Genomic DNA, 19,962 nt, shown 5'->3' with positions numbered 1-19,962 from the left:
GCTGCAGCCTTGCCCGGCGATTACAAATAGGCAATCGGGCTCATTGCACCACTCTACCCAACGACTGGTCGGTCCTGACTCGGCCTACCCACCGAAACCCGCGCTGAGGCTTCAGCACCGTTGAGCGGGAAGCGCAATGTAAAGCGTGTCTTCCCATCCAAGCCGCTCACGGCTGACGCGTCGCCGCCATGGAGCTCCATGATCGACAGGACGATGGCCAGGCCCAGCCCCGTGGACTGTGACGAGTTGGATCTCGCCCTATCCCCACGGAAGAACCGATCAAAGATGAGGGAAAGTTCCCGCTCCGGGATTGGGTCTCCAACGTTCGTGATGTCGATGCAACAATGTGCCGCTTCGCGGCGCACCACCAGATCTATCATCGAATTCGGCCACGCATGACGGACCGCATTTGACAGAACATTGTTGATCGCACGCTGGAACAGAATGGCATCAGCGACCAGGGTGGCATCCCCGCTTACCCTGATTACGACGCTTCGCTCCTCTGCAAGCACCGAAAAGTAGGCGGACAACTTGCGAAGTTCTGCATTCAACTGGAGTTCCGTCAACTCGAGCGCCACATTGGCACTGTCAGCTCGCGCGAGGAACAACATCGCATCGATCATCCTCGCAAGTCGCTGGTATTCGACCAGGCTTTCCTCCACCAAGGCGACATACTCGGGCCCGGTGCGGTCTCGTGACAAGGCGACCTCGGCATGTCCAATGAGGTTGTTAAGCGGCGTGCGCAAATCATGGGCAAGATCGGCGGAGAACCGCGACAGCTTCTGATAACCATCCTCGAGGCGTTGCAGCATCGCATTGAACGCAGAGGCGATATCACGCACTTCGGTGGGCTTGGGTGGCATGTCCACCCGGTAGCTCAGCCGTTCCACACTGATCCGGTTGATCTGCTTGATAAGTACGTGCGCCGGCTCCAGCTCACGGCGCGTAATGGCCGCCCCCACCAGGGCCGTCAATATCACACCGACGGTGGTACCAAGCACGAGCGTCGTCCGGAATCGCGCAGTCACCTGCTTCCTGTCCTCGCCAGACTTCGCCACGAACACCGTCGCCCGCGTACCGTCTCGCCCCAACACCGCATCGGCGGACTGGAACATGAGCGATGACTTTCCCGTGACCGCCGCTTGGTCAGTGCCTTCCAGCAATGCATCGTTGCCCGTGCGAAACAAAAGCCGGCCATCCAGCGCCGTGACGCGAACGATGAGGTCCGAGTAACCTCGCACCAGATCATCGAAGCGATGCTGCGCCGCCGGGACGCCCTGCACCCCGTCCACCTCGCGCAAGAAATGCTCGACCTGTTCGAGTTTTCCCTTTACAACCTCATCGTCTCTGGCCTCGAGTTGCGCGGCGAGCGAGTAGTAAGCAAAGGCGCCCATGCTGGCCAGCGCGATAGACAGTACCAATGCAAAGAAGAGCCCAAGCCGCCTCGTCAGTGACAGCGGGGTTATCGAAGTCCCGGGCCTCATTCCGTCACCGGCCGCGCTCTGGGTCGAGGACATAGCCCATTCCCCGTACGGTATGGATCAGCTTTTGATCGAAGGGATCATCCACCTTGGATCTCAGGCGCCGGATCGCGACGTCAACGACATTGGTATCCGTGTCGAAGTTGACGTCCCAGACCTGGGACGCGATCGTGGTTCGCGACAGCACCTCCCCTCTCCGGCGCATGAGCAGGTGCAACAGCGAGAACTCCTGATTCGTCAATTCAATGCGGGTAGTTCCCCGGAATACCCGCCTTCCAAGCACGTCGATGTCCAGATCGGCAATGCGCAATCGCTCGGACTCCTTCGAGGTGCTTTGGCGCAAGCAACGCCGGATACGGGCAAGGAGCTCGGCAAAGGCGAAGGGCTTGACCAGGTAATCGTCTGCCCCCAACTCGAAGCCTCTGACACGATCCGCCACATCATCCAGCGCCGTCAGAAACAGTACGGGTGTCTCGGACTTGGATCGAATGGACTTGATGACCGTCCACCCGTCCATACCTGGCAGCATGACGTCCAGGATGATGACGTCGTAGTCGGTCTCTTCCGCCATGTGGAGCCCATCGCCACCATTGTTCGCGATGTCGACCACGAAACCCGACTCCGACAATCCCTTCTGCAAATACTCCGCAGTACGCGGTTCGTCTTCTACAACAAGTACCCGCACCTTAGTTTCCTCCTGCAGCAAGCGACTTCGATCCGACCAGTGCTGGCGATGCATTGAAATGCTGAGCTGCATCCGCTTGTTCGCATGGTGCCAGTTCGAACTGAATGGTCACGTGCGTGATATCGAATTTGTCAGCCAGCATCTGCTTCAATTCCGGTAGCACTTCCATTTCCGGGTTGACGGCCGTGTCATTCACGACATGAACCGTCAAGCTCGCCTTGCCGCTGGTAAGTGCCCAGATGTGGAGGTCATGGAAGCTTTTTACCCCGGGCGTCGCCAGAATTTGCTTCTCAACCTCTGCCAGATCCACGTCATCGGGTACGCCTTCGAGCAGCACATTCAGGCTCGACTTCAGCAGGATCCACGTGCGAGGCAGTACCCAGAGGCCGATCAGCACCGCAATGGCGGAGTCGACCCACGCCCAGCCCGTGAAGCGGATGATGATCGCACCGGCGATGACGCCAACCGACCCGAGCAGATCGCTCCAGACTTCCAGATAAGCACCCTTCACGTTCAGGCTGCTGCTTTGCCCGGAGGACAGCATGCGCATGCTGATGAGATTGATGATCAGGCCCAGCACAGCCACGACGAACATGCCGGTTGACTCAATCTGAGGTGGCGATTTCAGCCGCAGGTAGGCTTCGTACAGGATGTAGATAGCCACACCGAACAGCAGCAATGCGTTAAAGGCCGCGGCAAGAATCTCAAAACGGTAGTAGCCAAATGTCCGCTTCTTGTCCGCGGGTCGCTTGGCGATCGCAATAGCAGCCAGTGCGATGGCCAGTGCGACGGTGTCCGTGAGCATGTGCGCGGCGTCGGAGATCAACGCCAGGCTCTTCGTCATGACACCACCGACCACTTCGGCAATCAGGAACGTACCGGTCAGCGCAAGGGCGATCTTGAGCGATCGCTCGTTGCCACCGGGATGGTCGTGTGAGTGACCTGCGCCCATAGAAACTCCTATAAAAATTGGGCGGTACGATGACCGCCCAAGGATTTACGTCATGCAGGCTGGCGGCCTTGATCCGGTTGATGCGTCTGAGTGACTGGCTCGCGAGTATCTTCCGCGTCCTCATCCTTGCGGTGAGCAAGTCGATAGAGCACCGGCAACACCAGTAGGGTCAGCGCCGTGGACGACAAGATGCCACCGATTACCACCGTTGCGAGGGGACGTTGCACCTCAGCGCCCGTACCGGTGGCGATGGCCATCGGCACGAAACCCAGGGATGCCACCAGGGCCGTCATCAGCACCGGACGCAGTCGCGTCAGGGCGCCAACTCGGACCGCGCTGTCGAGGGAATGCCCTTCTTCGCGCAGCGATCGGATAAACGACAGCATCACCAGACCATTGAGCACCGCCACCCCGCACAGCGCGATGAAGCCCACCGCTGCAGTAATGGACATCGGAATGCCGCGTATCCACAGGGCAAGAATCCCGCCAGTCAGCGCAAAGGGAATGCCCGTGAAGACTAGCAAGCCATCCTTGATGTTGTTGAACATCGCAAACAACAGTACGAAGACCAGCAACAGCGCCACCGGCACTACCACCTGCAGGCGGGTGGTGGCGGACTGCAGTTGCTCAAAGGTGCCACCCCATGTCATCCAGTAGCCAGCCGGGATCTTGACCTGGCTTTGGATAGCCGCTTCCGCCTCGGGCACGAATGAACCAATATCACGTCCACGAACGTTGGCACTGATCACGATGCGGCGCTTGCCGTTCTCGCGCGAGATCTGGTTCGGGCCGGGCGCCATTTCCAGCGTCGCCACCTCGCTCAATGGGATAAACGTCGTTCTCGCGTCCACTCCTTTTGGCAACGGAATCGGCAATCGGCGCAGAGCCTCGACCTCGCCGCGCACAGCTTCGGGCAGGCGGACCACGATATCGAAACGACGATCGCCCTGGAAGAAGGTTCCGGAATCACGGCCTCCGACGCCCGTTGCCACCGCGTCTTGCACGTCGCTCATGTTAAGCCCGTATCGCGCCGCCTTCTCCCGATCGATCTTGACCGTCAGCATCGGCAAGCCGGTGGTCTGTTCTACCTTCACCTCCTGCGCGCCGGGGATGCCCTGCAGCACGGCCGATACCTTCTTCGCCGTCTCGCTGAGCACGTTGTTGTCATCGCCGAAGATCTTGACTGCGACGTCCGAGCGGACCCCGGAGATCAGCTCGTTGAACCGCAGCTGGATCGGTTGGGAGAACTCGTAGTTGTTCCCGGGGATCTTGCCGGCTTCCTCCTGGATGGCGGACAGCAGTTCGGCATGTGTTTTCTTCGGCTCTGGCCAATCCTTCTCAGGCTTGAGCATGATGTAGCCATCCGAAATATTCGGCGGCATCGGATCGGATGCAATCTCCGCCGTACCTGTCCGCGCAAACACGCGCTCGATTTCGGGGAATTTTGCCTTGAGGGTCGTCTCGATCGTCTTCTGCATCTCCACGGACTGCGACAGGCTCGTGCCAGGAATGCGCAGCGCCTGGATGGCAATGTCGCCTTCGTTCAGATTGGGGATGAACTCGCTGCCCAGGCGGGCCGCAATGGCCACGCACAGAACAATTGACACCGCGGCAAACGTCAATACAACGGCCGTGTTCGCGAGCGACTTTTCCAGCAGCGGCTCGTAGCGACGCTTCGCCCAGAGCATGAGACGATTTTCTTTCTCGGCCACCCGTTCGCCGATGAACAAGGCGACCGCAGCCGGAACGAACGTCACGGACAGAATCATCGCGCCCAGCAGCGCCAGGACGACCGTGAACGCCATCGGGTGGAACATCTTGCCTTCCACCCCCGTCAGCGCAAAGATCGGCAGGTAGACGATCATAATGATGAGCTGACCGAAGATCAGTGGGCGACGCGCCTCCTTCGCTGCGGCAAACACCTCATGGAACCGCTCGGAGCGCGTCAATGGCCGGCCATGGTGTTCCTGCGCATGCGCCAGTCGCCTCACACAGTTTTCGACAATCACCACCGCGCCATCGATGATGATGCCGAAGTCGAGCGCGCCCAAGCTCATCAGGTTCGCACTGATCTTGTAGTTCACCATCCCCGTGAAGGTGAACAACATCGCCAGCGGAATGATCGTCGCGGTAATCAGCGCCGCGCGGATGTTACCCAGGAAAAGGAACAGAATTACGATGACGAGCACCGCGCCTTCAAGAAGGTTCTTCTTGACGGTCGCAATGGCCTTGTCGACCAGACGTGTCCGGTCGTATACCGTTACGATCTTCACACCTTCCGGCATCGTACGGTTAATGGAAGCGACCTTTTCATCGACCGCTTTTGACACAGCCCGGCTGTTTTCGCCGATGAGCATGAATACCGTGCCCAGCACAACTTCCTTGCCATTCTCGGTTGCCGCACCGGTACGCAGTTCCTTGCCAATCTCCACATCCCCGATGTCGCGAATGCGGATCGGCTGCCCCTGCGCTGTACCGACAATAATGTTGCGGATGTCGTCTTCGGACGCAACCTGACCCGGCGCACGAACCAGATACTGCTCGCCCCTACGCTCGATGTAGCCCGCACCCACGTTGTCGTTGTTCTTGTTCAGCGCATTGACGACGTCGGTCAGCGTCAGCCCGTACGACGCTAGCCGTTCAAGACTCGGCGCGACCAGGTACTGCTTGTTGAAACCACCGATAGTATTGATCTCGGTGACACCGGGCACGTTACGCAGTTGCGGCCGTACCACCCAATCCTGGATTTCGCGCAAATCTGTCGGCGTATAGGCAGTCCCGTCAGCTTTGCGAGCACCCTCTTCGGCTTCAACGGTCCATAGATAGATCTCCCCGAGGCCGGTCGAAATAGGCCCCATCGCCGGCACAACGCCTTCAGGCAGATTGTCCTTGGCTTCCTGGATGCGCTGGTTGACGAGTTGGCGCGCGAAATAGACGTCCGTGCCATCCTTGAAGATGACCGTCACCTGCGACAAGCCATAGCGGGACAGGGAACGCGTCTGTTCGAGTCCCGGCAGGCCGGCCATCACGACCTCGATCGGATACGTAACACGCTGTTCGGTTTCGAGCGGTGAATAGCCTGGTGCCGAGGTATTGACCTGAACCTGAACGTTGGTAATGTCAGGGACCGCGTCGATCGGTAGTCGGTTGTAGCTGAAAATCCCTAACCCGGCCATTCCAAACACGGCGAGCAGGACCAGCCATCGCTGCTGGATGGCGAAACTAATGATACGTTCAAACATTGCTGTTTCCCCCGTATCAATGGCCGTGTTCGGCGCTGGATTTGCCAAGTTCGGCCTTCAGAACAAAACTGTTGGCGGCGGCGTAACGTGCGCCCGGCTTCAGGCCCTCGACAATCTCGATGACCTTGCCGTTTGTCCGGCCGACCTTCACCGGCTGCGGCACGAATCCACCTTGAACCGCGACAAAGACTACGCTCTCGCCATTGACGTCCTGGACGGCCTCGGTCTTCACCGCAACGGGCACCTCGACATCAGCACCGAATACGTCGACCGTGACGAAGAGACCCGGTCGCCAAGCCATCTGTGGATTGGTCAATGTTACGCGGGCCTTCGCCGTCCGCGTCTGCTCGCCCAGCAGCGAACCCACGTATGAAACGGTGCCATCTGCCTTCACATCGGACGATGCCGAATTGATCGACGCCTTTTCGCCGATGCGCACCCGCTCGACATCCTTGGCAGACACCACGAACTCGGCCCAGACGGACGACAGATCCGACAGCGTGAACACGTTGGCGTTGTCCGCCACCGCTTCCCCAAGCGAGATATGCTTTTCAACGATCATGCCGTCGAACGGTGCGCGCAGCTCGTAGCGATTGAGTGCCGTCGAGCTGTTGCTGGCGCCAATGGCGGTCAGCTTCTGCTGCGCGTTCTGGACACTGATCTGCGCTTCCTGCAGCGCGTTGCGGGCGCTCAGATAATCTTGCTCCGCAGAGATCTTCTGTTCCCAGAGCTTCTTCTCGCGGTCATAAGTGACACGCGCCAGATCCAGACGTTTCTGTGCTGCGAGCAGTTCGCTGCGCTGGTCAGAAAGTCCGGTGCTCGCGATGACCGCGAGAACCTGTCCCTTCTTAACCTGTTGCCCAATATTGGCCGGAACGCTCTCTACGACGCCAGCCAGTCGCGGCACCACGTGGGCTGTCTTGTCTTCGTTGAAACGGATTTCGCCGGGGAACTGGACGCCAGCCTGGACCTTTGCCGAGCCCGCGGTTTGAACCACTACCCCTGTCTTGGCCAGCTGGTCCGCTGTCAACTCAATCTTGCCTTCCTCTTTCGAGAGCCGCACGGCGAGTGGCGAAGACGAACCGGGCAAGGTCACATTTGCGGTCACGTCAAAGACATGGGGCTCGGCAACTGGCTGTTGGCTTTCCAGCGCGTCGCCAGACACCACGAACTTGAGCGCTTGAGACTCGCCCGTAGCCCGCACGAGCTGGCCTGTCGCTGCCACGCCATTTGCCACCGCCTTCCCAGACTTGCTAACCCAGAGCCGAATACGGGCCTCGCCCTTGGATTCGGCCGTGCCAATTTCGACGTCATAGCCATCACGCGAAAAGAGCGCGCCACCATTGGGGCCCTTCTTGACCTCGTGATGCTCGCCGTCGCCGTGTGACTTGTCATCCTTGTGGTCGGCTTCCGCCGCCTGCTTGCCATGGTGCTCGGTGTCGCCATGCCCCTTGGATTCCGAGTGCCCACCCTGCTCTTCCGGCGCAGAGCGCCCGCTCAGCAGAACGCCACCAGTCGCGACGCCGCCCACCAGTACGATGGCCGCAATGGCAGCCTTTTGTTTGTTCGAAATAGCCATGTTTTATGAATCCCGTCTTAACGTCCCAGAATGCGATCGATCGTGGTCGCCGCCTGATAGGTTTGTCCAAGCACGCCGAGATAGCGGATGCGTGCCTGGAACAGCGTGCGCTGGGCATCCAGGACGTCCAGATAATTGAACTTGCCGGCCTCGAAGCCAATGGTCGCCGCGTTGAAGGCTTGCTCGGCGCCTGGCAAGACGGTCTGCTTCAGCGTTTGTGCCGAGGCGCGCGATACCGACAGCTGGTTCGATGCCATCAGGAGATTTCGGGTCAGGCTGATGCGATTGGCCAGATATTCATCCTGGGCCTTGTCCGCCTGGCGAATGGCCGAATACAAGTTGCCCTGATTCCGGTCAAAAATCGGCAACGGGATCGCCACACCGATCACCGCCATGTTGCGGTTGGCTTCTGTATCTCGCTTGGCACCCAGACTGACTGTCAGATCCGGATACTGGCGGCTGCGCTCAACGCCCACCAATGCCTGGCGGCGGTCAAGTTCAGCGCGGCTTGCGGCCACCAGCGGTGAGTTTTCCAGCTCCTTCAGAAGGAGTTCAGGCGCCGGCCTGGATGGCAGCGCGTCCAGATTGCCCTGTGCTTCGGTAAACTGCGGCGATGCATTGCCCCACAACGCCGTCAACGCCTGACGGGCGGACTGCAGGCTCGCCGTTGCTTCGGCCAATTCAAGTTCGGCGTTGGCCTGTTCGACACGTGCCTTAGTTTCGTCAACCGGGGAGATCTTGCCGGCCGCGACGCGGCGTGAAGCGGCTTGCGCGCCCCTCGCAGCGATATCCGCGGAGCCAGTTGCCAGCTTGACGCGTTCCTGTGCGATCAAGACGGAAAAAAAGCTCTCGATTACCTGCGCCCGAATGTCACCGCGAACGCCAGCCAGCGTTGCCTGCGCCAGTTCGCGCGTCCTTTCCGCGGCATTGATACGAGCCGAGCGCTTGCCGCCCAGTTCGATGGGGATATTCATCTGGGCGGTGGATGTACGGGTGGATTTCCGCGTGTCCTCGACCAGCGTCTGGAGTTCCGGGTTCGGAATAACCCGGGCCTGCATGATCCCACCTTCTGTGGAATCGAGTTCCTTGGCGGCGGCGGACAGGTTGAAATTGCTTCCTGCCGCCAGCGACAACGCGGCCTCGAGGGTCAACGGTCCCGCCGCTTCCCTTGGGAAGACGGGCACCATGGACGTGCCGGTGTCAGATTGCGCTACGGCAAAGTTTGGGCTGAGAAATGCTACCGCCAGCCCGAGCGGCAGAAATAGTCTTCGCATCGAATTGCACCAAGGTATGTGACCAGGAGAATTCGGCGAGAGACGAAAGGAGAAAAAGAGTCGTCGTCTCGCCGATCAAGCGAGACGCTGCCACTGAGGACGGTCGGGAGCCCTGGCATTCAGAGACGAGAACTCGGACGCATGTTGAGTATCGGTCACTTCTACCCGATTCGCTATCAACACGTCCTGCGTCTGTCCATAGGCGAACGGGAGGGAGACCAGATGGCATACCCCGCAGTCTGTATCCACGAATGGCTTTTTCTCGGCATCCGTTTTACCTTCCGGCTGCTGATGACGATGCTCGTGGTGCCCAAGGTGCCAAGTGGCCGTGGCTTTCTCGTGCTGACAATAGCGTGCCGCTGCCGCCCAGGAAAACTGGAACGGCAAAATGAGCAGCACGAAGATCAGAACGAAACGTCGCATTCCTTGGGAGACTGTGCGGGGGGCTTGGGGTTGAAGTACTAACGGCTGGGCCGTCGCCGAAGTTTACATGAATCCTCGATCACCAGCATTAAGAGCAGATTACGATTATCGCTTTCGCCTGCTCGTTTTGGGGTGCCGCTTTCGCCCCTCATCAGTCTTACGCTTGGGGGCGGGCCCATGCTTCCACCGCAAATAGACAGCGAACCCCACATACAGGACGATCAGGCCGACCAGCATCACGAGCATGCTCTCGACAACAGAATCGGAGACGTGAGCGTAGTGCATGGCTGTACGTGTATGCGGAGTTGCCCGCATCAGGCAAGCGTCACGACCGCCCGGAGGACGCCGGCGTCATGGAACAAATCAAACGACTCCACGACCACCGACAGGCCGAGAAACCAGACCGAGTCCGCAATATTGCGTTGAAAGGAAGACACATGGACCGTCCATGTCGACTCCCCCCTATACAGCGACAGACGGGGAAAGAACGCTGGTGTACGGCGTGCGTATTCGGCGAATTCCGGGAAGGCGGAAGCCAGAAAGCGGTCTTCCGTCCGGATGACAGCCGGGTACATCAGCGCAAATGCGAGCGCCAGGACTGCGGTAACCGCCAGCGACTCGGTCATCGCCCCTAGTCCGATAATGCCTAGCAAGTTGCAGACATAGAGCGGATGGCGACACAGTGAATATGGACCCGAGGTCACCAAGGTATTGTTCTTGCGCCCGGAAATGTACAACGCGCACCAGAGCCGCCCGACCGTGGCCAGGCTCACCCCCAACATCCCCAGCGTCAGCAGCAGCGGCGACACCCAGGTACCGTCCCAGCGAGAATGGCCAAAGACCAGACTTGCCAGGACAAACGTTACGACAACACGCCAAACGCCGATGCGGTGGCGTGTCAGGAAATTGTCCAGCGCCCTCGAGAGACCAGCGGGTTGGGACGGGGAGATTGAAGAATCGGTCATGCGGTTCGGGGGCTGGAGGAGAATGTCGCGCACTTCGAGTGGACACACTGGCGCGAAAACGAGCACTAATGGCCGGCATTCTAAGGTTGCCCTTCCGTTGTCAGGCTTTATTGCCGAAATGTAATACGTTGTTAATCTTGCCCCCGGGCCAGCGAATCCGGTTGTGTCATAGCTCGGCAATCTGACAGTCATCTTCTGCGACATAGACTGTCTTGGCCATTTTCAGGACACACCCAGAGACGCTCCGCAATGAACGACATCATCCGCACATTGAGCTCGGAATTCTCCGATCTCGCTAATGCTGCCGAGGCAGTACGTGCCGTCGTTCGAATGACCGTCTCTATCGTTTTGGGGGGCTTGCTGGGGTACGAGCGGGAGAGCTCGGGAAAATCCGCAGGCGTGCGCACTCACATGCTCGTCGCGCTGGGGGCATGCGTTTTTGTCGTGGTTCCCCTCCAGGCGGGCGTGCAGCTTGCCGACATGAGCCGCGTGCTTCAGGGTCTCACGTCAGGCATCGGATTCCTTTGTGCAGGGGCGATCCTGAAGCCGGACAATGAGACACACGTCAGGGGGCTCACAACTGCCGCGAGCATCTGGATTGCTGCCGCGATCGGCGTGGCCGCCGGCATGGGCCATGCGGTGACGGCCATCGTCGCGACTGCCTTCGCACTCATCGTGCTCAGAATCCTTCAAATGTCGAAGAAGTAAGACTCCCACTGCTCCCAAGCCACGTGCAGCGCGAATGCGCCAACTTCAGGTTCGGCCAGCATTTCCCAAACGTATGAGCGCGCTTAACAATACGCAAACTCCATCGCATGAGAATTTACCTGGATTACAACCTGTTTGCGTACCTTCACGAGGGCACGAACCCGGCTCTGCAAGCCAAAGTGAGCGCACTGTCCGATCGACATGAGTTTCCTTGCAGCCCGGCGCACATGGAAGAAATTGCCTCGGCGCTCGCAAGACCTTCGGATACTCCCCCGCTCGATCGGTTAGCGGCCGCTTTCTGCAAAATAGACGATGTTTCTCGAATTAGCCGGAACGTGCAATTGTCTCCGACGACGTTAGGCCCGATGGTTACGAAAGAAGAACAGCCTCTCGAGTGCTTTCTTCGGGTCATGCGGCACTATCGCAAAGAGCCGGTTGTCGAGAAGAACGACTGGTATACGCGGGACTCCGTAAAGAAGGGGTCACTTCAGAAAACGGAAAATATTGCACGCTAAGGCATGGAAGAGGACCACTGCTGTCCCCAGGGGCATTGGCCAGCCGATGGCAAGCAGGTAGAAACCAAAGTCGGGGGACTCCCGTTCTCAGAGATCGGCTAGCAGCAGGTAGGCGCGGTCGAGTTGCCGATGAGCTTCCTGCCGGCGATCCATCGCTTCTAGGGCGAGCAGGAGGTCCTCGGCCAGCTCGAAATCGCTTTCCTGGCATGCCCTTTCGAACACCGCAAAGACCTCTTCATACAACGTGCGCCCCGGAACGCCCATTTGACTAACCTCCGGCGGAAAATCCGATGCTCTCTGCCGACTTGGTCCTGCCACGCCGCAGGGGCTTCTGTCCCCCATGGTTAATATGGACGTTCCCACGGCAGGGAAGGTCAAGCATTTTTCCGGCCGCGGGCCGACCTATGGTTCGCAAGCCGCCGCGCGAGACGGTTAGTGCTCGCCCCCTACAGTTCGTCCAGCGACTAGTTACCCGCACCCGGGCGCAGCCGCACCACCAGCATCGCCGCCCACTGGATATGCGGCCAGGCCAGCGAATAGACGAATGTCTGGATCAGGGGTCCCCTTGATTTCGCCGCAATTTACCGGGGTAGCCACCCGTAGCAGCCATGCGGGTTCCAGGGTGATGCCCACCCTAAAACCCTAGTCAAATCAGTCACTTGCTGACTGGTCCTTTTCCCCTTGGTTTTGGAACGTTGACCGCCCCCGCCGCGCGGCCAAGCGCGCCCTGTGGCTGGAAGCCATTGTTTCCGCAAGATAACTAGATTTATCCGTCTTTGGTTTTCCCAAGCAACACATAAATGGCTTTTCTAACGTTAGGTATGTGCGTAAGATAGGCTGAAATGCGCCTCCGGAAACTGCCATGCCCCGCCTCGCCGCCACCCCCGACCAGATCCGCGCCACCGTGCTGGCCATGCTCACCGAGGCCGGCGACGCGGCGCCGCCCACGGCCGCACGCTTTCGCCGCGTGGTGTCGGTGCGCAAGCTGCGTGACCGCCTGGGCGGCGGTGACCCTGCAACGCTGTCGCGTACGCTCAACGCGATCGAGGCCGAGGTGGTGCGCTCGGGCCTGGCCGACCTCGCCCTGCCCGAGATTCCGGTCGAGATCGCCGAAGCGATGCGCGCGCTGTGGCAGGCCGCGGTCGCGGTGCAGCTCGACGACGTGGTGCGCCTGAAGCGCGAGGCGCAAGCCACAGCCGACACCGCCGAGGCCGCCCGCGCCGAGGCCGAACTGCGGGTCGAGCTGCTGCGGGCCGAACTGAGCGAGGTGCGCGGCCAGCTCGCCGCGCGCGACACCGCGCTGGCCGTAGCGTGCGCCGCCCAGGCGGCGGCGTGCGCGCGCGCCGATGAGCAAGCCGCACGCCGGGGCGAGCTCGAGGCGGCGCTGGCGACCGCCCAGGAGCGCGCCACGGCGGGCGAGCGCACCCACACCGAGGCGATCGCCACCACCCAGGCGCGCTACGAGGCGCTGTCGAAGCAGCTCCTGCAGGAAACCGCGCACCAGCGCGACGCGGTGCGGGCCGAGCGCGCGCAACTGGCCTCCCAACTCAAATTCGCCGAGCGGCGCATCGCCGCGCTGGAAGACGAGCGCGCACGACTCGACGCCGACCTGGCCAGCGAGCGGGCCGCGCGCCAGACCGCCGCGGGCGAGGCGAGCGCACTCAAGGCCGTCACCGCCAGCCAGCGCGCCCAGCTCGACGAGCTGCTGCGTGCGACCCTGGCCGCGGCGCCACCAGCGGCCAAGACGCGCGTGCCCAGATCGACGGGCAAGGCGGCCGCCAAGCGGACCGCCCAGTCATGAAGCCGGCCGACTGGATCGATACGGGCGCGGTGCCGCCGCGCCCACTGCCGGCCACCGTCGCGGCGGCCCTCGCCTACCTGGCGGAGGCACTCGGGCACCCGGTCTACGCGCACTGGACGCTGGCGCGCGTCAAGCGCCGCTATGGCTCGCTGGCCGACGCCAAGGCCGCGCAGCCGACCGTGCTCAAGCTGCTGCTGGCGCACGATGGGGCAGTCGAATACTGGGAGCGCGGGCGCCTGCGCACGGTGACGGCGGATCTGGCGCCCCGCCCGGAGACGGTCCTCGCGCGGCTGCTGCACACGCACCGGCGCCGCATCCGGTCCACCGCCGCCTTAGCGAGCGAAGCAACGGTGCCGACCGCCGCGGAAGCGAGGGGAGCTGTCGCGGCGAACCCGTGGCTGGCCGCTTACGGCCCTGCTGACCACGCGTGGCTCACGCGCGCCGGCCGCTTCGCCCAGCCGCACGCGGCGGCCAACACGCTCGGCGCCGCCGACGATGCACAGGCGCTGGCGCTCTTCCTGCGCGACCGAACCGGGCGCTCGCCCCACACGTTGCGCGCCTATGGCGCCGAACTGCGCCGCCTGATGCGCTGGTGCGGCGCGCACGAGCTTGGGCCGCTCTCGGACCTCACGCGCCAGCGGTTGCTCGGCTACCGGCACGCGCTGCAGCACGGGGAGACCGGCAGGGAGGACGCCGCGCCGCCCTTGTCAGAAGCGACCCGCACGCGCGCGCTGGCGGTGGTGGCAAGCCTCTACGGCTACTGGTACGACACCGGCTACTTGCATGCCAATCCGGCCGCGGGCCTGTCCGCCGGCAGCCGCACCCGGGCCGGCTTCGCGCCGACGCGGCTGATCCCGCCAGCGCTGCTGGCCGCGTGCGATGCCTGGCTTGAGGCGCCGGAGTTTGCCGCCGCCAACACGACCAACACGCTGGCGGCGCAGCGGCGGCGCGCGATTTGGGCGCTGTATCGTTACGCCGGCGTGCGCCTGGCGGAACTGGCCTGGTCGACAGAGATCGCACTGCCCCGCCTGGAGGCCGAGGCGCCCGGGCGGTGGACGCTCTATGTCTGCGGCAAGGGGCGCAAGGCACGGGCCATTCCGCTGCCGGTGCCGTGCGTGACGGTATTGCGCGCCTACCGACAAGCACGCGGCCTGCCGTCCGAGCCGCCGGCGCACGAGGCGCTGCCTGTAATCCACGGCAACAAGGGCGAAGCGCTACAGTCGGCAGGCCTGTACCGGGAGGTCAAGGCGATCTTTGCGGCCGTGGCCGATGGTCTGCAGGCGCGCGAGCCGGCGCAGGCGCTCTTACTGCGCGCGGCCTCCCCGCACTGGCTGCGCCATGCCTATGCGCGCACACTGGTGGTCGACCACCAGGTGCCGCTGCCGGCCGCCCAGGCGCTGCTCGGCCACGCCTCGGTGCAGACCACGGCGGCCTATGCCAGGACCGACCTGACGCAGTTGCGGGCCTTTGTCGATGCCACGTTTGCGGATGATGGGCCGTAGCGACAGCGCGCGTTGCCTTGTCGCATCGCCACGGCGCGGGTCGCCAGTCCCAGCAACAGCAAAGCTGGGGCGGTCAGCTCGATTGACACCGCCAGGCAGGCCGCAGACTCCGAGGGCACCAGCGGCACCCGGTAGTCCTCGCGGAACAGGTCGAGGGCGGCATTCCAATTGGCCAGCTTGGCGATCGCCGAGTTCCAGAAGGTTGGCTTTTTCTCAGCCCGCACAGCACGACAGTTGCGTGACATCCTTGGCAGCCCTACATGTCCATGCCGTCCATCGATCCTGCCGCGAATGGAAGGTAGTCGCAAAAAGTCCGCCACATTTGGGCCAAATCGCTGACTTTGAAATGGTCGACGAACAAAGCTTCGCGCCTGACAGGGGCTCACACCCTCGCGGTACGTTGCGATCGCAAGTTATAGGTCACGCTGGCAACGATGATGAGGAGAATAGCCACTTGCGCGGCAATGGTTTGCACAGAGGGGTAAACGCCCAAGACATCGATACGCGGCATAGAGAGCGGCGTCACTTGCAACAGGCCAACTTTCTGCAGTGCCGCCACGCCCTTGCCAATCAGGACCACGGCAAGCACGCCAACCAAGGCGGAGCTGAACGCGAAAAATTGTCGAATCGGCAAACGCGCCGTCGATCGCAGGAGCAGAAACGCAATCACTGCCAGCACAGCAATACCGCAACCGAGTCCCGCGAGCATGTAGGCACCGTTGCCATCGGACCACAGGGCCGCGTAGAAGAGCACGGTCTCAAATACTTCCCGGTAGACCGTGACGAACGATAGCAGGAAGAGCATAAACGCCGATTTCCTGTTCAATGCCGACGACAGCTTTTCCTTCACGTACGATTGCCAGCGTCCCGCCAGACTCTTCTGGTGCATCCACATGCCGACGCCGAGTAGGACGACCGCCGCGAAGACCGCGGAGAAGCCTTCGGTCATTTCGCGACTAGCGCCGCTCAGATCAACGACGTAGGTAGCTACCGCCCACGTCAATCCACCGGCTCCCAGCGCAGTGACCCAACCCGCGTGAACGTAGGGAAGGACGTCAGTGCGATTGGCCTTCTTGAGGAACGCCAGCATGGCTACGACTACCAACAGCGCTTCAAGCCCTTCACGAAGCAGGATCGTAAAGGCGCCAAGGAAGGTCGAGAATGCGTCATTGGCGCCTGCGAGCGCTTCCTGCGCCTCGTCCAGCCTTGACTGCAGTTGCGCTGCGATGTCATGCGCGCGCTCTGCCTGGCCATTCGCGACGGCATTTCGATAGAGTCCCATCGTCTTCTCGATGTCCAGGAAGAGAGCCTGGTTCTTGGCAGCCAACGCAGGCTCAACTGGTTCGAACCCATCAAGATATGCGGACAAAGCCAGTTGCGATGCGGCCCGCGTGTCTCCCTTGTCAAGCGCAGTGACACTTTCCTTCAGCTTTTCCTTGGCGATTGAGAGACTATCGGTGGTCGATGCGGCCAGTACGTCCGGTGAGCTTCGCAGGTATGCAAGACCATCACGAGAGGTCTGTGCACCCACGAATTTAGCAAGTGCCGCCTCCGAGGTCTGGCTAAGCTTGTCGAGCGTGGGAACCGCCGCGCGCAGCCCCGGTTCAGCAGTCCAAAGCTTGGCGCCCGCCTGGCGGTCAGTATCTGAATAAGACAGCGTCGAAGCAAAATAGGCCAGAGCCCATCGGTCGTCTTCGGAGAGATGGGCAAAGCCCGGCATCGATGTTCCCTCCACGCCGCGCGTGATGATCTGTTGCAAGGCAAAGACGCTGCGTTCCTGCGCGCGCGCGTGGTCGGCCAGCGCAATCGGGGGCGGGTTGAGTTTCGCTGCGAGGGGGCCGTCCGCGTTACCGGATACGCCGTGGCAGGACGCACAATGGCTTTGATAGAGCTTCGCCCCGTTCTGCAAATCAGGCGCCTTGCTTGGTGCCATAGGAACCGGATAGGCTGTGAGGACGCCGCTGGCCAACTTCCGAGCCAGTTCGGCGACAGTTTCTGGCGAGGCCTTCGCTGCGATGGACAAACGCAATGCGCCAGCTTCCTTGCCTAGTTGTTCGGAGGCGGGTCCTGGCGGCAATTCGCCTAGCTGTCGCGCGACCGTCTGCGCGAACTCTTGCATCTCGGCATATTCAGCCTCATTGGTGATGCGGCCATCGTTGACTGAACCGCCATAGTCAACGGCAAGGTAGTCCAGCAATTGCCAGACTTGCTTGGCCTTGTCTTGCGTGGATAGAGGCTCGGCCAAAGCCGTCGAGACGGATAGCGCCAAGGAGACTAGAACGAGGGAGAGGATGCGCAGGGCTTGCATGAGGAACACGCCGGGCGGGCGGCAGTTTTCGCGGACAAATGCGAATGATTGTAATTCATATCGTTTGCGCGAGCGACCCATCTTGGTGATGGAAGTATGGGGAATCGCGCTTGACTCTATAGCCGCTAGAGGGCGTAGAAATAACAACGTTAGTCAATACTGGCGACCTACTTTGAGTCAGCGCAACACAAACCGATGGGGACTTCCGGCGGATTGCTCGTATGGGGTCGAGCCAAGTGCAGCCGCGTGCAAGATGCGGGAGGGTGCAATGCGCTTACGTGAGGTGCGCACAACTTCGGGCGACCCTCCGCCTCGGCTTTCAGGCGTTCGCACGATTGCGAACAATAGAACCCAACGCTCCCATATCGCGAGTCCTTACCGTATGGTGGGATGCGAGGGGCGGAGGATGGTGATCCGATGAGTTGGGCACTTGTTCTCTACGACTGGAGCGGCTGGAATCGAGAGATCTTCCTACTGGTCAATGAAGGCACGCCGGCAATGTTCTTGCCTTTGGCCAAGCTGTTTAGCTACCTATTGGGCAACTATTGGACCGCGCCTGTTGTCATGGGAGGCTTTTGGGTCTGGTCAAGAACAACCTCGGATGTAGATCGTTCGTTGGAGCTACAGGCTCACTTGGCACGATTTGTAGTCGCATTCGGTATGGCATTTGCTGTAGTTGGAGCATCAAAGTTTCTCTTCGATTTCCCGCGGCCGGCTGCCGTGTTCGGTCACTGAATCGCCCCGGGTTTTGCGGAGGCTCTCACTCTTGAGAGAATGCGAGCCATGAGCAAGAACAACGCAAACAAGTTTTCCCCGGAAGTGCGCGAGCGCGCCGTGCGCCTGGTGCAGGAGTCGCGCGGCGAGTACCCGTCGCTGTGGGTGGCGGTCGAGTCCATCGCGCCCAAGATCGGCTGCTCGGCGCAGACGCTGCTGACCTGGGTCAAGCGCCACGAAGTCGACAGCGGACAGCGCGAAGGCGTCACCACCAGCGAGCGAGAACGCATCAAGGAGTTGGAGCGGGAGAACCGAGAGCTGCGCCGCGCCAACGACATCCTGCGCACTGCCAGCGCTTTTTTCGCGCAGGCGGAGCTCGACCGCAAGCTGAAGTCGTAAACACCTACATCGACCGGCACCGGGAGGTTTACGGGGTCGAGCCGATCTGCAAGGTGTTGCAGGTTGCCTCGTCGGCCTATCGGCGCCATGCCGCACGGCTGCGTGATCCGTCACGGCGCAGCGACCGTGCGCGTCGTGATGAACGGCTCATGCCGCAAGTCCAGCGAGTGTGGCAGGAGAACCATCGCGTCTACGGCGCCGACAAGGTCTGGCGGCAACTGAACCGCGAGGGCGTGACGGTTGCCCGCTGCACGGTCGAGCGATTGATGCGCGCCCAGGGACTGCAAGGTGTGCGGCGCGGCAAGCGGCTGCGAACGACCATCGCTGACGACGCCGCCAGTCGCCCGGTGGATCGCGTCAACCGGCAGTTCCGGGCCGACCGTCCCAATCAGCTCTGGGTCTCGGACTTCACCTACGTCTCGACATGGCAGGGTTGGCTGTACGTGGCCTTCGTCGTCGACGTCTACGCCAGGCGCATCGTCGGCTGGCGCGTGAGCAAATCCATGACGACGGACTTCGTGCTCGATGCGCTGGAGCAGGCCCTATACGCTCGCCAGCCTGGCAACGACGGTTCTCTGACCCACCACTCCGATAGGGGATCGCAGTACGTCAGCATCCGCTATAGCGAACGCCTGGCCGAAGCCGGCATCGAGCCGTCGGTCGGCAGCCGTGGCGACAGTTACGACAACGCCTTGGCCGAGACGATCAATGGCTTGTACAAGGCCGAGCTGATCCATCGCCGCGCGCCTTGGAAAACCAGGGAATCCGTCGAACTGGCAACACTGGAATGGGTCGCTTGGTTCAACCATAAGCGCCTGCACTCATCCATCGGCTATATCCCGCCCGCCGAGGCTGAGGCAAACTACTACAACCAACTCGGCAAAACCGCCGACGAGGCCGTTTTACTTTAACCAAACAGCCTCCGCGAAAACCGGGGCGATTCAGTTCCTCGTTGCGGCGCTGTTGCAAGTCCTCTCGGAATCCACGCTGCTTGCGCTGGAATTCGTGGGTCAGCTCGGCCACTTCGTGCTGGCGGCGCTGATGGTCAAGATCTGTGAGCACGGCCGCTTCCTTCTCGAGCTTGTCAGCCAAGGCCCTGGTCTTCCGGTCCATGTCCTGCAGTTCACGGTCGCGCGTGGAAAACTCCTGTGCAAGCCTGTTGTGGGCCTGCTTGGCTGGCAACGAGTCCGGCAGAATAAGTTCGGAATTGACTACGGCAATGCGCGCTGGCTGCGCTAGCACCGGTCCTACCGCGCACAGCATGGCGGCGGACAGCGCCGCCGCTATCAGAGTTTTCGGATGTGGGGTTGGCGTTTGCATGAGCGACGGAGCCGTACCTTTTGTGAGTGTATGGCGGTTACCGGTTACTTCTCGGAGTGGCGTTTGGCATGCAGAAATTCATGGGCTCGAGTGT

Annotated in this window: 16 protein-coding genes, 1 pseudogene and 1 other annotated feature; of the genes and pseudogenes, 5 read left to right on the top strand and 12 right to left on the bottom strand. The window is 61.3% G+C overall.

Translation table 11 applies throughout. The features are described 5' to 3' along the window. Positions 1-53: 53 nt before the first annotated feature. The 8 genes from czcS to czcN all read right to left on the bottom strand — a co-directional run bounded on the left by czcS (position 54) and on the right by czcN (position 10,601). Positions 54-1,484, bottom strand: a complete 1,431-nt coding sequence (czcS, locus tag KZ686_RS25070) for a sensor histidine kinase CzcS (protein ID WP_011229349.1) — start codon at positions 1,482-1,484, stop codon at positions 54-56. Between the two features lie 4 nt (positions 1,485-1,488). After that, entirely contained in the window at positions 1,489-2,166 is a 678-nt protein-coding gene (czcR, locus tag KZ686_RS25065; RefSeq protein ID WP_008646724.1) for a heavy metal homeostasis two-component system response regulator CzcR, read from the bottom strand. A 1-nt stretch (position 2,167) separates the two neighbouring features. Beyond that, positions 2,168-3,118: a cation diffusion facilitator family transporter gene (locus tag KZ686_RS25060; RefSeq protein ID WP_004635344.1), complete on the bottom strand. Its 951-nt coding sequence runs from the start codon at positions 3,116-3,118 to the stop codon at positions 2,168-2,170. A gap of 50 nt (positions 3,119-3,168) precedes the next feature. Next, positions 3,169-6,360 (bottom strand): heavy metal efflux RND transporter CzcA, encoded by a 3,192-nt coding sequence (gene czcA / locus KZ686_RS25055; protein ID WP_004635342.1) that lies wholly within the window; start codon positions 6,358-6,360, stop codon positions 3,169-3,171. A gap of 16 nt (positions 6,361-6,376) precedes the next feature. Then, complete coding sequence (czcB, locus tag KZ686_RS25050; RefSeq protein ID WP_004635340.1) at positions 6,377-7,939, bottom strand: heavy metal efflux RND transporter CzcB; 1,563 nt, start codon at positions 7,937-7,939, stop codon at positions 6,377-6,379. A 17-nt stretch (positions 7,940-7,956) separates the two neighbouring features. Continuing rightward, on the bottom strand, positions 7,957-9,213 hold the full coding sequence (gene czcC / locus KZ686_RS25045) for a heavy metal efflux RND transporter CzcC (protein ID WP_004635338.1): 1,257 nt from the start codon (positions 9,211-9,213) through the stop codon (positions 7,957-7,959). Between the two features lie 75 nt (positions 9,214-9,288). Further along, a complete protein-coding gene (gene czcI / locus KZ686_RS25040) occupies positions 9,289-9,636 on the bottom strand; it encodes a CDF family cobalt-zinc-cadmium transporter CzcI (protein ID WP_144425793.1) in 348 nt (115 codons plus the stop codon). Between the two features lie 314 nt (positions 9,637-9,950). Next, complete coding sequence (gene czcN / locus KZ686_RS25035; RefSeq protein WP_020206397.1) at positions 9,951-10,601, bottom strand: heavy metal efflux RND transporter CzcN; 651 nt, start codon at positions 10,599-10,601, stop codon at positions 9,951-9,953. 249 nt (positions 10,602-10,850) lie between these two features. On the opposite strand from czcN, the gene KZ686_RS25030 reads away from it, so the two are divergent. Further along, on the top strand, positions 10,851-11,309 hold the full coding sequence (locus tag KZ686_RS25030) for an MgtC/SapB family protein (RefSeq protein ID WP_004635330.1): 459 nt from the start codon (positions 10,851-10,853) through the stop codon (positions 11,307-11,309). 602 nt (positions 11,310-11,911) lie between these two features. Here KZ686_RS25030 and KZ686_RS25025 read toward each other — a convergent pair. Further along, positions 11,912-12,088 carry a hypothetical protein gene (locus KZ686_RS25025; protein WP_004635326.1) on the bottom strand — a complete coding sequence of 59 codons (177 nt, stop codon included), beginning with the start codon at positions 12,086-12,088 and terminating at the stop codon, positions 11,912-11,914. A gap of 598 nt (positions 12,089-12,686) precedes the next feature. Between KZ686_RS25025 and KZ686_RS25020 the strand changes: the two genes are divergently transcribed. Further along, complete coding sequence (locus KZ686_RS25020; protein ID WP_004635320.1) at positions 12,687-13,625, top strand: DNA-binding protein; 939 nt, start codon at positions 12,687-12,689, stop codon at positions 13,623-13,625. Continuing rightward, positions 13,622-15,127, top strand: a complete 1,506-nt coding sequence (locus tag KZ686_RS25015; RefSeq protein WP_004635319.1) for a tyrosine-type recombinase/integrase — start codon at positions 13,622-13,624, stop codon at positions 15,125-15,127. Before KZ686_RS25020 ends, KZ686_RS25015 begins: the two co-directional genes overlap by 4 nt. Positions 15,128-15,150: 23 nt before the next feature. Here the strand turns inward: KZ686_RS25015 and KZ686_RS25010 are convergent. Then, positions 15,151-15,327: pseudogene (locus KZ686_RS25010) on the bottom strand (DoxX family membrane protein); the annotation flags it as partial. A 182-nt stretch (positions 15,328-15,509) separates the two neighbouring features. After that, entirely contained in the window at positions 15,510-17,435 is a 1,926-nt protein-coding gene (locus KZ686_RS25005) for a cytochrome c/FTR1 family iron permease (protein WP_053823089.1), read from the bottom strand. Between the two features lie 417 nt (positions 17,436-17,852). Between KZ686_RS25005 and KZ686_RS25000 the strand changes: the two genes are divergently transcribed. Next, complete coding sequence (locus KZ686_RS25000; protein WP_151023056.1) at positions 17,853-18,170, top strand: hypothetical protein; 318 nt, start codon at positions 17,853-17,855, stop codon at positions 18,168-18,170. Positions 18,171-18,209: 39 nt separating this feature from the next. Next, positions 18,210-19,459 (top strand): IS3-like element ISRme15 family transposase gene (locus tag KZ686_RS24995; RefSeq protein ID WP_085960508.1). Its coding sequence is split into 2 segments (ribosomal slippage): positions 18,210-18,504 and positions 18,504-19,459, totalling 1,251 coding nucleotides; the frame shifts between segments, so codons are not numbered across the junction. Then, positions 18,503-18,619 (top strand) — a sequence feature (AL1L pseudoknot). (Overlaps the previous gene by 117 nt.) Here KZ686_RS24995 and KZ686_RS24990 read toward each other — a convergent pair. Then, entirely contained in the window at positions 19,350-19,811 is a 462-nt protein-coding gene (locus tag KZ686_RS24990) for an OmpH family outer membrane protein (protein WP_407648637.1), read from the bottom strand. The genes KZ686_RS24995 and KZ686_RS24990 overlap by 110 nt on opposite strands. Between the last annotated feature and the right edge of the window lie 151 nt (positions 19,812-19,962).

The organism is Cupriavidus cauae (assembly GCF_026210475.1).
GTDB lineage: Bacteria > Pseudomonadota > Gammaproteobacteria > Burkholderiales > Burkholderiaceae > Cupriavidus > Cupriavidus cauae.
This window is presented reverse-complemented; position numbering and strand designations above follow the sequence as displayed.

Bases quoted from the DNA above. Each gene is read 5' to 3' on its own strand.
- czcC (WP_004635338.1), bottom strand. From the start codon at position 9,213: ATGCGAAGACTATTTCTGCCGCTCGGGCTGGCGGTAGCATTTCTCAGC.
- KZ686_RS24990 (WP_407648637.1), bottom strand. From the start codon at position 19,811: ATGCTGTGCGCGGTAGGACCGGTGCTAGCGCAGCCAGCGCGCATTGCC.
- KZ686_RS25020 (WP_004635320.1), top strand. From the start codon at position 12,687: ATGCCCCGCCTCGCCGCCACCCCCGACCAGATCCGCGCCACCGTGCTG.
- KZ686_RS25000 (WP_151023056.1), top strand. From the start codon at position 17,853: ATGAGTTGGGCACTTGTTCTCTACGACTGGAGCGGCTGGAATCGAGAG.
- czcN (WP_020206397.1), bottom strand. From the start codon at position 10,601: ATGACCGATTCTTCAATCTCCCCGTCCCAACCCGCTGGTCTCTCGAGG.
- KZ686_RS25015 (WP_004635319.1), top strand. From the start codon at position 13,622: ATGAAGCCGGCCGACTGGATCGATACGGGCGCGGTGCCGCCGCGCCCA.
- czcS (WP_011229349.1), bottom strand. From the start codon at position 1,484: ATGAGGCCCGGGACTTCGATAACCCCGCTGTCACTGACGAGGCGGCTT.
- czcB (WP_004635340.1), bottom strand. From the start codon at position 7,939: ATGGCTATTTCGAACAAACAAAAGGCTGCCATTGCGGCCATCGTACTG.
- KZ686_RS25030 (WP_004635330.1), top strand. From the start codon at position 10,851: ATGAACGACATCATCCGCACATTGAGCTCGGAATTCTCCGATCTCGCT.
- KZ686_RS25025 (WP_004635326.1), bottom strand. From the start codon at position 12,088: ATGGGCGTTCCGGGGCGCACGTTGTATGAAGAGGTCTTTGCGGTGTTC.
- czcA (WP_004635342.1), bottom strand. From the start codon at position 6,360: ATGTTTGAACGTATCATTAGTTTCGCCATCCAGCAGCGATGGCTGGTC.
- czcI (WP_144425793.1), bottom strand. From the start codon at position 9,636: ATGCGACGTTTCGTTCTGATCTTCGTGCTGCTCATTTTGCCGTTCCAG.
- KZ686_RS25005 (WP_053823089.1), bottom strand. From the start codon at position 17,435: ATGCAAGCCCTGCGCATCCTCTCCCTCGTTCTAGTCTCCTTGGCGCTA.
- KZ686_RS25060 (WP_004635344.1), bottom strand. From the start codon at position 3,118: ATGGGCGCAGGTCACTCACACGACCATCCCGGTGGCAACGAGCGATCG.